This window comes from Alteromonas sp. C1M14 (assembly GCF_018860965.1).
Lineage (GTDB): Bacteria > Pseudomonadota > Gammaproteobacteria > Enterobacterales > Alteromonadaceae > Alteromonas.
The window spans coordinates 50,677-65,724 of sequence record NZ_JAHKQF010000008.1; the positions used below are offsets into that span (position 1 = coordinate 50,677).

Annotated in this window: 9 protein-coding genes; 2 read left to right on the top strand and 7 right to left on the bottom strand. The window is 46.6% G+C overall.

What is annotated here, in order from left to right; all coding sequences use genetic code 11:
* Window positions 1-5: 5 nt before the first annotated feature.
* Entirely contained in the window at window positions 6-692 is a 687-nt protein-coding gene (locus KO501_RS04890; protein WP_216028528.1) for a pseudouridine synthase, read from the bottom strand.
* A gap of 11 nt (window positions 693-703) precedes the next feature.
* Window positions 704-3,529, bottom strand: a complete 2,826-nt coding sequence (gene rapA / locus KO501_RS04895) for an RNA polymerase-associated protein RapA (protein ID WP_216028529.1) — start codon at window positions 3,527-3,529, stop codon at window positions 704-706.
* Between the two features lie 295 nt (window positions 3,530-3,824).
* Here rapA and KO501_RS04900 point away from each other — a divergent pair, with 295 nt between their 5' ends.
* Complete coding sequence (locus KO501_RS04900) at window positions 3,825-5,222, top strand: PhoH family protein (RefSeq protein WP_216028530.1); 1,398 nt, start codon at window positions 3,825-3,827, stop codon at window positions 5,220-5,222.
* Between the two features lie 36 nt (window positions 5,223-5,258).
* Here KO501_RS04900 and KO501_RS04905 read toward each other — a convergent pair whose 3' ends face one another.
* From KO501_RS04905 to KO501_RS04915, 3 genes are all read right to left on the bottom strand, one after another.
* Complete coding sequence (locus tag KO501_RS04905) at window positions 5,259-6,206, bottom strand: hypothetical protein (RefSeq protein ID WP_216028531.1); 948 nt, start codon at window positions 6,204-6,206, stop codon at window positions 5,259-5,261.
* A 74-nt stretch (window positions 6,207-6,280) separates the two neighbouring features.
* Window positions 6,281-7,672, bottom strand: coding sequence for a siroheme synthase CysG (gene cysG, locus KO501_RS04910; protein ID WP_216028532.1), 1,392 nt, complete (start codon window positions 7,670-7,672; stop codon window positions 6,281-6,283).
* A gap of 146 nt (window positions 7,673-7,818) precedes the next feature.
* The gene (locus KO501_RS04915) at window positions 7,819-9,546 is read right to left on the bottom strand and encodes a DEAD/DEAH box helicase (RefSeq protein ID WP_216028533.1); all 1,728 of its coding nucleotides are present in this window, start codon (window positions 9,544-9,546) and stop codon (window positions 7,819-7,821) included.
* 244 nt (window positions 9,547-9,790) lie between these two features.
* Between KO501_RS04915 and prsT the strand changes: the two genes are divergently transcribed.
* Window positions 9,791-12,571 carry an XrtA/PEP-CTERM system TPR-repeat protein PrsT gene (gene prsT / locus KO501_RS04920; protein ID WP_216028534.1) on the top strand — a complete coding sequence of 927 codons (2,781 nt, stop codon included), beginning with the start codon at window positions 9,791-9,793 and terminating at the stop codon, window positions 12,569-12,571.
* 39 nt (window positions 12,572-12,610) lie between these two features.
* Here prsT and KO501_RS04925 read toward each other — a convergent pair whose 3' ends face one another.
* A complete protein-coding gene (locus KO501_RS04925) occupies window positions 12,611-13,429 on the bottom strand; it encodes an ion transporter (RefSeq protein WP_216028535.1) in 819 nt (272 codons plus the stop codon).
* 72 nt (window positions 13,430-13,501) lie between these two features.
* Window positions 13,502-14,881, bottom strand: coding sequence for an outer membrane channel protein TolC (gene tolC, locus KO501_RS04930; protein ID WP_216028536.1), 1,380 nt, complete (start codon window positions 14,879-14,881; stop codon window positions 13,502-13,504).
* Window positions 14,882-15,048 lie beyond the last annotated feature (167 nt).

A 15,048-nucleotide genomic window follows, 5' to 3' on the forward strand; every position in this document is an offset into this window, starting at 1 on the left:
AGTGGCTAAATAAGCGGTTGAGGCTGGTGTGTCATAAAGGGAATGGGCGCGCGAAACTGACACCATTGTTCGCTAGTAGGATGCTGCAGCACCAATGTTTCAGCGTGTAATTGCAACCGTGGTGCCCGAGCAATCACGGGGGCAGGGGCATAAAGCCTATCGCCCAAAATGGGGTGTCCAAGAGAAAGCATATGTACCCGCAGTTGATGGGAGCGCCCAGTGACCGGCGACAGTTCCATCCAGGTTTCGTCCTCAAAACGCTCAATCACCCGATAGTGAGTGAGAGAGGACTTGCCGTTTTCCATGTCGACTTTCTGTTTTGGGCGATTTGGCCAATCCACAATTAACGGTAGTGTAATGCTGCCGGAATCTTGTTCCACCACACCATCTACCCTAGCAAAATAGCGTTTTTTGGTTTGCCGCTGCTGAAACTGGCGGGACAGATGGCGATGGGCGGGTTTATTGAGCGCCATAACCATAATGCCCGATGTGGCCATATCGAGGCGGTGTACCACCGTTGCTGTCGGCAGTACTTTTTGAACCCGGGAGATGAGCGCATCTTTATGAGCCGGTTGGATCCCTGTGACGCTCAATAATCCACTTTGTTTGTTGGCGATGACAATATCGTCGTCATAATACACCAACGACAAAAAGGGCGTCATAGGGGGCCGATAAACGAAGTTCTTTTTCATGCTGCCAGTCATTAAGGGTTATTCACTACGATGCGTAATCCGTCTAGCTGTACTGACGCCCCGCGCAACGCATCGGTAAGGCCGCTGCGCTGTTTCTCAATAAAGTCAATTTCGCTATCTCGGATAGCGGGATTTTGTTGCTGTAAATCTCGCAAGCGTTGTGCTTCGTCCTCTAATGTTTGTTGCATGGTGGCAATGGCGTGGCTAAGAATTTCATCGGCTTGATGCTGAGCAGTCGCCGTGGCTTTTTCAATATGCAACGTCAAGGGCTGTTGCAGCGCTTTAATGAGTTGTTGTGATAGCTTTCTGCCTGCGGGGCGGCCCACTTCAAAGTTCAGATCTACCGGTTTGCCTTGGGCATCCATACAGATACGAATAGGGGTGGCAGGCAAAAAACGACCGGGCTGTAAAACTCGTTCTGCGTTGGCTTGCAATACATACAGGGTTTCGAGCCAGTAAGCCCCTTTGGGAAGTGATTTATCAGCAATAAAGCCCACACTGGCTTTACCTAGCACATCAGACAGCACCATATCGATGGCATTGTGTACCAAGGGGTGATCCCAGCTAAGAAAATGCACATGTTCTAAGGTGGTGGCAATACGCCTGCGATAGGTCACGGTCATGCCTTCCGGATCCAGCCCCGGCAAATGGTTGACCATGGATTCTGAGGGTTTCAAAATAAAGCAATCGTTGCCCTTTTCTTCCTGATTCACGCCTAAGGCATCAAATAGTCTGCCCATAAAGCGAGACAGTTCTACGGAGGTATCTTGCTCTACTATTTCTTCAATAAGGCTGTCTACCCGACCTTCTCCCGAAGCATTGAGCTCCAATAACCTATCTCGGCCTTGTTCAAGCTGGGCTTTTAAGGTGGTATTTTGCACTTGTGTTTCTGCAATCATATCATCGATGATGGCGTTATCTTCCGGATCAAGACAGGCGCTAATGAGTTGTTCCTTCACGCTGGCAAAAACTTCAGAGCCGGTGGGGCAGGTATGGGTAAATGCGGCTAATCCCTCTTGGTACCATTGCAACAGCACCGATTGGGCTGTTTGTTCGATATATGGCACATGGATTTGAATATCTTTGGTTTGGCCAATCCGGTCCAGTCGCCCTATGCGTTGCTCTAACAAGTCAGGGGTAAGGGGTAAATCGAACAAAACCAAGTGATGGGCAAACTGGAAGTTACGCCCTTCGCTGCCTATTTCACTGCACAGCAGTATTTGCGCCCCTTCCTCGGGGTCAGAAAAATAGTGCGCGGCTTTATCCCGTTCAACAATACTCATGCCTTCATGAAACACACTATGGCGAATACCACTGCGTACTCGAATGACTTCACCAAGTTGCTGCGCGGTAACTTTGCTGGCACAAATTAACAGTACCTTGGCAGGACGTACCGTGGGTAGAAAGTCCAGCAGCCAGTCTACCCGCGGGTCGTGGTCAAACCAACTGTTTACAAGCGTCGGTTGGCGTTCAGGATACAAAGCCTCGGTAAGATCGCCGCCATAAACTGCACTGTCATAAATTTCCGGTAGCGGTAACGGATATTGATGGAGTATCCGTACTGGGAAGCCTTCAATACCAGCCCGTCGGTTACGAAACAAAATACGGCCAGTGCCGTGTCGGTCAATAAGCTGGGTAAGGATCGCTTGCTTGTTTTCTGCTGCATTAAGATCATCAAAACGAGCTAGTACGTCTGGGGCGAAGGTATTTAACGTGTTTATGGTCTCTTCGGTAAGCGGCCCGTCATCAAGGAGCGGGGTAACGGCTTCTGCCAGGGCACTATAGTGTTTTTCTTCTTCTAAGAAGGCGTGGTAATCATGGTAACGGGCAGGGTCAAGCAACCGCAAGCGAGCAAAATGGCTTTCATGACCTAATTGATCGGGAGTAGCCGTTAACAACAGTACGCCTGGGGTTTGCGCTGCCAAGGCCTCAATACGCATGTAGGCGTCAGAAGGAGCGTCCACAGACCATGCCAGATGATGCGCTTCGTCTACCACCAGTAAATCCCAGCCAGCTTCTAAAGCTTGCCCATGACGCTTTGGGTACTCTTTTAGAAAATCGATACTGCACAATATACATTGTTCATTTTCAAAGGGGTTGGTCCCCGATTCATCTAACGCTTCGCAGCGACTTTCATCGAATATGGCAAAAGATAAATTCACCCGGCGCAGCATTTCTACCAACCACTGGTGAATCAGTGAGTCGGGCACCACTATGAGGATCCGCTGGGCACGACCAGTTTGAATCTGGCGGTGAATAATCAGTGCAGCTTCAATGGTTTTCCCCAAGCCCACTTCGTCAGCCAGTAATACCCGTGGCGCGTGGCGATTACCCACTTCAGAGGCAATGTGTAATTGATGGGGAATAAGTTCAATACGAGCGCCAGATAAGCCGATGGTGGATGACTGCTGGTAAGCGTGTTGATGGGCTAGGGCCCGCTCTCGTAAATCAAACCATTTGGGCGTATCGGTTTGAAAATTAAACAGTCGTTGCTCTGGCTGATTCAGCCGGATGTTGTGATCGAGTAAGGTTTCCGCCAGTTTGGTGCTTTCTTTGGTGTCTTCACGCATACCGTGATAAATCAGTACACCGTTAGATTCTTCCACTTGTTGCACGTACAAATGCCAACCTTCTTGACTGGCGATGGTATCGCCTTCTTTGAAAACAAGACGGGTAAGTGGCGCGTTTTCTTTCGTGTACATGCGGCTTTCACCGGTAGCGGGAAACAGTATTTCCACAGAACGAAAGTCCACCTTAAGTACCGCTCCTAGGCCTAGTTCTGACTCGGTGTTACTTAACCAGCGTTGGCCAACGGAAAATGCACTGACTGAATTCATAGTGATACCTTAATTTTTAGCGGCCGGTATTGTACTGTCTGAACGAGGGTAGTTAAAGGCGCAGGCACCATTTAAACCTCATCAGCCCTTTTTTCGGCATTGAGGCTAACCCTAACATAAAAAAAAACGGTAAAAAAAAGTGATATGTTGGCAAAACTGGATTATGGTGGAATTGAAAGTCGACGCGACACGGAGTAGAGGGTCCGATTCGACGACCACATCTTCTCCTGAGCGAGACTCTTGATTGCACGTCAGCAGTTAGGCGGGCCCTGTATTACTCTTGCCGGAGCGAAGGATGCCAAAAAAAAAGTCCACAGACACTAAGATCTATGTCTTAGATACTAATATCCTGCTACATGAACCTCATGCTTTTCTCTCATTTAAAGAACACGATGTTGTTGTGCCTATGACGGTACTAGAAGAGCTCGATTATATTAAAGACAGCAAAAAAGACGTGGCCCGAGATGCGCGGGTTTCCATTCGTTCGATGGAAGATTTACTGCATGATGCGACCCCAGAAGATATGCTAGCAGGGGTATCGTTGGAAGGCATGGGAGCCGGTGAAAACAAACCGTCGGGAGCCTTGTCTATTTTTGCCGATCTGAACATGGCGGAATCCCAACAAATATTTACCAGTAACGAAAACGATAATCGCATTATCAACGTGGCGTTACATCTTCAGAAAACGTACGCCCCTCAGCAAGTGGTGCTAGTTACCAAAGATTTAAATATGCGCCTGAAAGCCAAAGGGGCAGGGTTAGCCCATGTGGAAGATTACCGCACTGACCAATTAATCAGTGACATTAAGTATCTTTCAAAAGGCTTTTATAAGTTCGAGGGTAACTTTTGGGAGAAGGTGAAATCCGTCGAAAGCCGATCTGAAGGACGGGATACTATTCATACGGTGGCCCGTAATGTCATGCCCGATCCTTATATCAATGAATATTTACTGGATGATAGCCACCAATTTGCAGGGCTTATTGAAGGGATGACCGAAGACACCCTAGAGGTGTTAGATCTTGGTTATGAACGCTTGATGGGCCGGCACGCGTGGGGGATTTCGCCAAAGAATATTGGTCAGGCCATGGCACTGCATTCCTTACTCGATCCTCATATCGATTTAGTTATTCTTACCGGTCCTGCCGGTAGTGGTAAAACCTTACTTGCCTTGGCTGCCGCCCTAGAAATGGTGGTAGAAAAGAACATGTACGATAAAATTATCGTCACCCGTTCTACCCCAGAGATTGCTGAATCCATTGGCTTTTTACCGGGCACGGAAGAAGAAAAAATGGCGCCGTGGTTGGCGGCCATTACCGATTCACTGGAAGTGCTACATAAACATGATGAAAACGCCAAAAGTTCTATGAATTACATTATGGAAAAGGCCAATATTCAGTTTAAGTCAGTGAATTTTATGCGCGGCAGAAGTATCCAAAATGCCATTGTTATTCTAGATGAATCGCAAAACCTCACGGCGGCGCAGTTAAAAACCATCATTACCCGCTGTGGTGAAGGTACCAAGTTGATTTGCTCGGGCAACCTAGCGCAAATTGACAGTAACTACTTAAGTGCCGTGACCTCTGGGCTAACGTATCTGGTAGAGCGATTTAAGAATTTCTCTGGCAGTGCCACCATTAACCTTGATGGCGTGGTGCGGTCCCGTTTGGCGGAATTTGCTGAACAAGAACTCTAAACATCAAATGATAAACGCTGGGTATCTACCCGGCGTTTATTGTATTTCTTCCACAGTATAGCGTCTTTGTGCCAAGGCTAACGCGGTACTGTCTGCGACTTTTCCCATTTCAAACAACGCCGGCCCAGTGGGCTCGAATAACACATAGGTTTTTCCCTCTGCGGTCAGGGTCTCGTCGTCGCCTAGAGGCGTCAGTGCGATCCCCAATAATGCATGCTCAGGTAATAAGATGAGTACCATGGGCGTATCGGGTAAAAATGCCCGAATAATCGCTGCGGTGAGAACCGATTTACTGTCGCAGTCTCCTTTGTTTTCTACCAATAATTGGGCCGGTGGCGCGAAGCCCGAGCCATTGCTTTCACTGCGATTTAAAATAGGATCATAGGGGATGTTTTGTACCCAGCCTAATAATAGGTTTATGTATTCTCGAGCGTCGGAGCGGGTATTTATTTTCTCGTAAAAAGCTTGAGAAAGCGGGATAAGGCCCTTTTGGGTTTCTCGTATATAGCGCGTATGGTCGGGTTTGATCCTTTCCTGATTAAATGAGTTTCGGTATCGGGTGTAGTAGTGGGTATACAAATACTCATCAAAGGCCGTTTCTTTTACTTCACGTAACCGGCGTTGCACAGCGTCAATCTTTTCTTCATTGCGGGATTGTACCGAAATAGACACCGCCTCGCCTTGTTGATGCACCTGAATGTTCACATCTTTGGGGTTATACAGGCGGGCTTCTTGTAAAAGTTTGACTGTCACAAAACGCATGGCCAGTGCTGGGCGATAGTTCATTTGCGCAGAAGGCGAAGCGGCCAGTGCTTGGTTAAGCAGGCTAAATTCCATGGTTTGTGGTTGGTTGTCTGCGTCTATCCAAACGTAGGAGAATTGCAATTTATCTTCTACGGATTGTACAGAATAAGCCGTTTGTTCAGCGTTGGCCCACGCCGTGACGGTTAGTAGCAAAAATGCTGTCAGCCATTGATGTCTCATATCAAGCCTCTAAGGTTCGCTAGGTTGATTATGGCGTAAAAACGGCAAACCTTAAAATCACTATGAAACGGTTTTTACGAAGTTTGGGTAAACCAGTCTAGTTGGCTATGCAAAGAAACCACAGAACCTACGATAATTAACGTAGGGGGCTCTAATGTGGCCACTTTCGGGTTTGCGTTTATTGTGGATAAGGTGCCGGTGACAACCCGTTGTTGATCTCTTGTGGCTTCTTGAATAAGGGCAATGGGCGTTGCGTCGCTAAGACCATGCTCTATGAGCTTTTCACAGATTATGGGCAGTCCAGTTAATCCCATGTAAAACACAACAGTTTGATTCGCATGGGCTAGGGCATGCCAATTTAAGTTAATGGTGCCGTCCTTTAAGTGACCTGTGGCAAAGGTAACCGATTGCGCATGATCGCGGTGGGTAAGGGGAATGCCAGCATAGGTGCTAGCCCCCGATGCCGCAGTGATGCCAGGTACCACTTGAAAGTCGATATTCGCTTGGATGAGCTGTTGTATTTCTTCACCGCCACGGCCGAATATAAAGGGATCACCGCCTTTTAACCGCACCACGCGGTTGCCTTTACGGGCTTCTTCAACCATTAACGCGTTGATGTCGTCTTGGGGCAGAGAATGGTTGCTTTTGGCTTTTCCTACGTAAATTTTCTCGGCATCCCGGCGCACCAATTCCAGAATGGCTGGAGACACAAGTCGATCATAAACCACCACATCTGCTTTTTGCATCAAGCGCAAGGCTCTAAAGGTGAGCAAGTCAGGATCGCCTGGGCCTGCGCCCACTAAATAGACTTGTCCGGTAATTTTTTGTTCTGATTTCGCGGCATCTAATGCGGCTATAAACTGGGCGTCGGCTTTTGCTTCCTGACCCTTTTCCACTAATTCGGCAATATCGCCATCCAACACATCTTCCCAAAAATAACGTCGGGCGGTGACCCCGGCTAAAGTTGCTTTCACTTTCTCACGAAATTTTTCGGAAAATGCACCTAACCGGGCAATATTAGATGGGATCACCGTTTCTAATTTTTGCCGTAGATAGCGCAAAAGTACGGGAGCCACACCGCCGCTGCTTAATGCAATGACAATAGGAGAGCGGTCGATAATTGATGGCGTTATAAATTGGCACAATGGCGTATTGTCTACCACGTTTACCAGAATATCTTGTGCCACTGCCAAATCGTGAATGCTGGCATTAAGTTCACTGTCGCTGGTGGCAACAAAAACCAAGCCTTTGTTGTTTAAGTCCTGTTTGTCGAAGGGACGCTTGAGCACAGTGACTCTAGGATGATTGCTATAGCCTTCTACCGTACTGCATATCCAAGGTGCGACAACAGTCACTTGCGCTTCCGATTTAAGAATAAGTTCTAACTTTCGCGCGGCCACTTCCCCGGCACCCACAATTAGGCATTGTGTGGTGCGAGTATCAATAAATAAGGGAAAGTAACGCATGGAGGCAGTGATCCTTAGAAACAGAGTTATAAGTAAAGTGGTACAGCCCTTATTGTCGCTGTTTTTGATATGAACAAAAAATCGATTTTGAACATTTATATTTCAAAAAGATATAAAAAAGGCAAGCTTTCGCTTGCCTTGTTATATTAGTTTTTACGGGGTTGGCGTCGCTTCGGTGGTGTATCTGACCACTCTCGCATAGACAAACGCTGACCTGCTACACGGGTGTTTTGCAGTAAATCTTTTGTTTCTTTTGGCATACCTTCAGGTAAATCCACGGTACTGAATTTATCAAAGATTTCTATGGCACCAATTTGCTTACTGTTTATATTCCCTTCGTTGGCGATAGCGCCTACGATGTTGCCTGGTTTAGCGCCGTGGGTATGGCCCACATCGATGCGATAACGTTGCATGCCAGCTTCTGGCTTGCTTGGTGTACGTTTACCACGACGTTCGCCACGCTCACCGCGTTCGTTTCTGCGGCTACTGCGCTCGCCTCGGTCACCACGATCTTCTCGAGGTGGCGCTTTGCTGTGCAAGTCTGGACGATCAGTCTCTTTCAATAACAGAGGCTCGTCACCCTGAGCTAGTTTAATCAGTGCGGCAATCAAGCACTCTGGCGAGGCTTCGGTTTCTTGTTGCAATGATTCAACAATGGGCATCAATGATTCTAAGCTGTCATCGGTAGTGGCATCACGAACCGCATCTTTAAATTTACTTAAACGGGTCTCGTTTAATTCATTAATCGATGGGATCGGCATGCGCTCTAACGGTTGACGCGTGGTTTTCTCAATGGCGAACAACAAACGCTTTTCGCGATGAGAGATGAACAAAATGGCTTCACCTTTACGTCCAGCACGGCCAGTACGACCAATTCGGTGAACATAAGATTCAGTATCGTAAGGAATATCGAAATTAATCACATGGCTAACCCGCTCAACATCCAAGCCACGGGCAACTACATCTGTAGCTACTAGAATATCGATCTTGCCTTGTTTTAGTTTTTCCACTGTGCGCTCACGGGCATTTTGTGGAATATCACCATTTAACGGTTCGACATCAAAGCCACGGGCAGATAATTTTTCAGCCAATTCCACCGTCGCGGTTTTCGTGCGTACGAAAATAATCATGCCATCGAAAGGCTCAACTTCCATGATACGGGTGAGCGCTTCCAATTTATGGTGCGGCGCAACTTGACAGTAACGCTGACGGATAGTGCTTGCCGTACTTACTTTTGAGGCGATTTTTACGTGCTTCGGATCTTTTAAGTACCGTTGGGTAATTTTCTTAATTGGCCCAGGCATGGTAGCTGAAAACAAAGCCGTTTGTTTTTCTGCCGGCGCGTGGCTAAGAATAGTTTCTACATCGTCAATAAAGCCCATGCGTAACATTTCGTCAGCTTCATCTAAAACCAGATACTTTAATTCACCTAAGTTTAATGTTTTGCGTTTAATATGGTCGATAATACGGCCGGGGGTACCCACGACAACTTGTACGCCACGTTTGAGTTGACGTATTTGGTTATCGTAAGACTGACCACCGTATACAGGTAGCACTCTAATTTTTTTGGAAAAGCTGGCATAAACTTGAAACGCTTCTGCGACCTGGATGGCCAGTTCGCGGGTTGGAGCGAGTACCAGCAACTGAGGAAGCTTTGCTTCGGGGTCGATATTCGCGAGCATTGGTAAAGCAAAAGCTGCCGTCTTACCTGTTCCGGTTTGAGCCTGACCGAGTAGATCATGGCCTTCAAGCAGAAGTGGAATACTTTCAGCCTGAATAGGAGAAGGCTTTTCGTAGCCAACTTTCTCCAGAGCTTGTAAGATGCTTGGTGGTAAGTTGAGGTCTTTAAATGTCAGCTCGACAGTATTGGTCATTAAGTATCCTGATGAATAGATAGGGGCGCTTGGCATCAGCCAGCATATATTACTAAAAGTGTATTATATTCCATTCGCTTGGTGGTTGCCATGGAATTACATGTAATCCCTTTATCATACAATGAAAGCGATGCCTAGCATATGAATTTACTGACTTATTTTTGTTCGATTACGATCAAATATGCAGGCACTTTGTGAGATAACCGGCGATTGTTTGGATGAATACCAAAAAAAAGGTGTAAGGATGAAGAATAAAAAAGCAGGAAAAAGGTTTTTGGTTTCGCTGGCTGTAGCGGCTTGTTTAAGCGGTGGTTTGGCCGGATGTAGCAAAAAATCTACTGAAGAGCATCTGGATGCAGCCCGCCAGTTTGTCAGTGTAAACGACCAAGATGCGGCAGTTATTGAATATAAAAACGCCATAAAGACAAATCCAAAAGCGGCCTTGCCACGGTTCGAACTGGGGAAATTATATTTGCAAATGGGTGATTACCCAGGGGCAGAAAAAGAGCTTAACCGAGCACTGGACGCTGGCCAGCCCGCGCCTGAAGTTATTCCGCTATTATCGCTGGCCTACCAAAAAACCGGCGCAGAAAACGCATTGGCCGATGTCGATTACCGTATGGACGGAATGACGGCGGTGGAATCGGCTGAAGTGGGTTTCTACAAAATGCAGGCGCTGGCTCAGCTGGGTAAAGATAATGAAGCCCGAGCCATCATCGATGATTTAGAGACCTTAGACACCAGTTCGGTTTATCGAGGTCTGGCGATAACCTATCGTGACATCTTAAATCAAGATATTGACAAAGCCATTGAGTCTCTTAAAACCCTCAGAGTCCAAGCGCCACAAAATAAAGATGTGTTACTGCAACTCGGTAAGTTGTCATTAAGCATTGGCGATAAGAAAACCGCAATCGATGTGTACGAAGATTATGTAGAACACAATCCTGAAGATCTCACCAGCAGGTTTGCTTATATATCGCTATTGGTGGAAGCCGGACGCACAGAAGAAGCCGACCCCTTGGTGGATAGCTTATTGGCTAGTAACCCTCAGCATCCGTTATTAAATCAGTTTAAAGGCATCATCGAAGCAAACGCAGGGGAATACGAAAAAGCCATTGAGCATCTGCAAACCGCCATTAATGGTGGCCAAGATAACCCTGCATTAAAGCTGATTACCGGATACGCAGCCTATCAAATGCAAGATTATGCTTCGGCTAATACCTACTTGGCACAAGTGGTTCCGTCTTTGCCTGATGATCACCCCGCGTTAAAATTATACGCCGATAGCTTGTTACAATTGGGCCAAGGGGAAGTTGCATCTCAGGTACTCAATAGGGTGGACTCTGATAGCACCGGTGACGCCTCACTGTTTAGTAAAGCCGGCTATCAATTGCTGAAACAGGGCAATATTGTTGATGCTAAAGCCATGATCGAGCGTTCTAGTGAAACCAGTGAAAGAGCAATAGACTTAGCGAGACTTGGGTTGTTGCAGCTTTCAGTGAACGATGTGGATGGCTTAGTGAACATAGAAGCGGCAGCGGCAAAAGCGCCTGAGTCTATTTCTACCCAGCGTACCCTCATTTCGGCTTATATGAGTACCGGGCATTTTGATAAAGCCATGAGCACAGCGCAAGATTGGGCTGATAAAGAGCCGGACAATCATGTCCCCCATTTGTACTTAGCTGAAATTGCCTATAAATCCGGTGATAAAGCACAAACCATGGCAGAAATTGAGAAAGCCACAACCCTACAACCCGATGCCGTCGATACGGATTTAGTCAGGGCCCGTTTGTTGCTGTCCGAAAGTAAAATCAGTGAAGCGGTGACAGTATTAAATCAGGCTCTTGAAAAAGCGCCAGCAAACGAACCGGCACTCTCCATGCTGTATGCCGTGGCAACGGTAAACGATAATGTGGATGCAGAAGAGGTGGAACAACGGGTTTTCGCGCAATTGTCCCAAAATGCCGACAACACGCCGCTAAGGTTACTTGGCGCTCGTATTGCTTTTACCAAAGGCGATTTCAATGAAACGTTGAATTTGTTGGAGCCAATTCAGCCTTCTATGGAAACACCAACGCTGTACTGGAATTTAAAAGGGCAGGCATTAATCCGTAAAAATGATTTGCTCGGTGCTGCTGGTCATTACCAACAGTGGTTAAGTTTTTTCCCGCAAGATAAAACCGCGGTATTGGGCATGCTCACCTTACTGGACGCTCAGCAAAAATATCGAGAAGGTCTGGATCTAACCAACCAGTTTTTAAGTAAACGTCCTGATAGTCAGGTGCTGTTGTTAAAAGCGCACTTTTTAGCCCTGACTCAACAACCTAAACCAGCAAGAGCTATTTTAGATAGCCTACCTGAAAATGTGTCTACGCTACCCGTTGTAAGAAGCATTGAGGCAAGGGTGAAATTACTTGAAGGTAAAGGTTTAGCCGCCCTTGATGATGCCATGGCGGCGTACAATGCCAAACCGAACAGTAAAGCTGCCACCTTGGTGGTTGCCACCTATGAAAGTGGTGGTGAAGGCGAAAAAGCCATGGCCTTTATTAATGAACATTTAGCGAAGTTTCCAAATGATACGTTAGTGGCGATGATGCAGGCCGAGCGACTCATTGGCCGAGATAAAGATGCTGCGAAGAAGGCCTATAATGCGATTATCGAGCGGTCGCCTAATAACTTTGTGGTACTCAATAATTTAGCTTATTTGTATTACGAAGACGGAGAATTGGACAAAGCCGCCACGTTGGCGAGAAAAGCCGTTGGCCTACAGCCCAAAAATGCTGACTCCGTAGATACACTGGCACAAATTCTTGCACAACAAGATAAATATGAAGAAGCACTTTCTTTGTATGACAGTGTGATGGAAGAAGGCCAGGTGTCTGACACCGTGTATTTGAACTATGTGCAGGTATTGTTGGATATGGGAAGAAAAGAAATTGCCCGCCAAAAATTGGGGAATAAAACTTTTACTTCGCCACAAGGCAATAAACGGGCAGAAAGAATGCGCGCTCGTTATAGTTTATAGTGCCACAATCGATACAAGCATAGCCCGCTTTTAAGCGGGCTATTTTGTTTTGTCAGCCTGTGATAACTGCTCTACCTTACTATGCAAGGCTTTAAGTTCTAGCATCACATCATCTAGTGTGGGTTCATTGTTTTCTGCCGCGGCTTCTTTTCTTGCGGCGGCGTTTTCTTGTTCCATTACACCCACCACGATACCAATCACCATGTTCAAAAAGGCAAAGGCCGTGAAGAAGATAAACGTAAGGTAATATAGCCAACTAAGTGGGTATACTTCCATGGTCTCGTACATTACATCGGTCCAGTCTTCAAAAGTCATCACCCTAAATAGGGTAAGCATTGAAATAGTAATGTCGCCCCATAAGGTGGCATTGATGCCTTCAAAGAGCGTGCTGCCGATGGCGGCATAGATATAAAAGATGATAAACATCAGCAGCATGACGTAGCCAAGTTGAGGCAGGGCTTTGACCAATGAAACGAGGAGGATGCGAAGTTCAGGAATAATGGAGATCATCCTAAGAACTCTGAACACCCGTACCAGGCGTCCAATGACAGCAAGGTCGGTGCTATCGGCAGGAATTAAACTAACTACAACAATCAGCGTATCAAACCAATTCCAGAAGTTAGCAAAAAAGTGCCGTTTTTGCTTTTCGCCTAAAAAGCGAATTAATATTTCGATGAGAAAAAAGGCACTAATAAACCAATCGAGAATGCGGGTAACGGAAGCGAATCCTCGTGGCATGTCATAGGTTTTCGCCCCCACTAACAATGCAGAAATAATGATCACTGAAATAACAAAAATTTCGAAAGTCTTATTTGAGCGAATGCGTTCGAAGCGGGCTTGGAGTTCGGTGGCTTTCATGAGTATCCAAAATGCGTAAAGCCGCGTTGCTATGCACAACACGGCCTATTATCGTAAGATTACCTTCTACGGTTAGCTTTCTTCTAAAGTCGCCGGACGTAATCCACGGTTTATCATTTCTACATCTTGCACAGTTAACGTGCCAGCGGCTTGTTTTAAATTAACCACGGACTGGATAAAGTCGTAGCGTGCACTGGCTAGGTTACGTCTGGCATCAAACAAATTCTGAGTACTGTTTAGTACATCTACAATGGTTCGCGTTCCCACATCGAAACCGGCTTCTGTGGCTTCCAGTGCGCTTTGGGCCGAGACCACGGCTTGTTCTAATGCACGAATGGTCGACATAGATGCTTTAACATCGTTAAAGGAACTGCGTACCGATTGGACAGTTTGACGATAAGTGAGCTCCAGAGTTTGGCTAGCGGCAACGTAATTATGCTTCGCTTGTTCTGTGGCCCCAGACACACTTAACCCTTGAAAGATCGGTACGTTCAGCTCCACTCCTATACTGTAATTGTCTAAGTACGGCGTGGTGTATTCAGTACCAGAGGCGGAGATATCGTATTTATTTTTACCTGCTGAGGCAGACAAATCAAGGGTGGGATAATGCCCGGCCCGAGCCACCGAAATATCGTCTTTTGCCACATCAAGGGCTAGGCGGTCTACCAACAATGACAGGTTTTTATCTTCTGCTGTTTTTAACCAATCCTCAGGGGTTGCCGGTTGCGGCATGGTGGCAGAAAAGTTCTCTGTGTTAAGTTCAAATAACTTATCGTGGTATTTACCAGAGATAACCCGAAGCGCTTCAAGAGCCAGCTCTACACTATTTTCAGCCTGAATTTCTTCGGCCACGGTGCTGTCGTAATTAGCTTGAGCTTCGTGCACATCAGTAATGGCAGTTAATCCAACCTCGAACCGTTGTTTAGTTTGTTCAAGTTGTCTTTCAATGGCACTTTTTTGCGCACGGACAAACTCAAGGTTATCTTTAGCTCGCAAGACATCGAAATAAGCGGTGGTCACTCGAACAATAAGATTTTGCAGGTTATAAGCGAGGGTTGCATCATATTGTTCGGCAACTTTTTCCGCGCGGTCTAACCCTACCCAATTAGCATGATCATACAGTGACATAGAGAGGCTAAGACCATAACTTAAGGTATCAACATCAGAATCCAGTACCAGCAGCGAGAGTTCTTCTTCGCTACCGGAAAATTGGGTGCTTTCTGACGACGACATGGTGTAGCCCACTGACCCGGATATTTGAGGCAGTAACGCAGCGCGAGTGGTGGTGATGCCTGAATAGGCCGCATCCCGTTCCGCTTTCGATTGATTAACAACCGGATCGTTTGCCAGTGCTTGCTGATATACCTGCAGAAGATCGTCTGCAAGGGCAGTTGCTGGTATGCCAGCCGTGACACCCAATCCAATCATTACCGATAAGAGTGTTCGTTTCATTAAATGTGCCTTCCTGTAAAATTTGACGGTCCACTGGTCTCATAAGTAATGAAGTGTATGAAATCGCGTAGCAAACCGGTAGTCTGTTCTTGGTAACAGGGCATGTCCAACTGTAACAGAATATGTTGTAGACGCTTAAGTGTTTACGCCTTTTACTTGATTTTTTG

What these genes read in the sequence shown, in the direction of transcription:
- KO501_RS04890 (WP_216028528.1), bottom strand. Translation starts at nt 692, where the DNA reads ATGAAAAAGAACTTCGTTTATCGGCCCCCTATGACGCCCTTTTTGTCG.
- rapA (WP_216028529.1), bottom strand. Translation starts at nt 3,529, where the DNA reads ATGAATTCAGTCAGTGCATTTTCCGTTGGCCAACGCTGGTTAAGTAAC.
- KO501_RS04900 (WP_216028530.1), top strand. Translation starts at nt 3,825, where the DNA reads ATGCCAAAAAAAAAGTCCACAGACACTAAGATCTATGTCTTAGATACT.
- KO501_RS04905 (WP_216028531.1), bottom strand. Translation starts at nt 6,206, where the DNA reads ATGAGACATCAATGGCTGACAGCATTTTTGCTACTAACCGTCACGGCG.
- cysG (WP_216028532.1), bottom strand. Translation starts at nt 7,672, where the DNA reads ATGCGTTACTTTCCCTTATTTATTGATACTCGCACCACACAATGCCTA.
- KO501_RS04915 (WP_216028533.1), bottom strand. Translation starts at nt 9,546, where the DNA reads ATGACCAATACTGTCGAGCTGACATTTAAAGACCTCAACTTACCACCA.
- prsT (WP_216028534.1), top strand. Translation starts at nt 9,791, where the DNA reads ATGAAGAATAAAAAAGCAGGAAAAAGGTTTTTGGTTTCGCTGGCTGTA.
- KO501_RS04925 (WP_216028535.1), bottom strand. Translation starts at nt 13,429, where the DNA reads ATGAAAGCCACCGAACTCCAAGCCCGCTTCGAACGCATTCGCTCAAAT.
- tolC (WP_216028536.1), bottom strand. Translation starts at nt 14,881, where the DNA reads ATGAAACGAACACTCTTATCGGTAATGATTGGATTGGGTGTCACGGCT.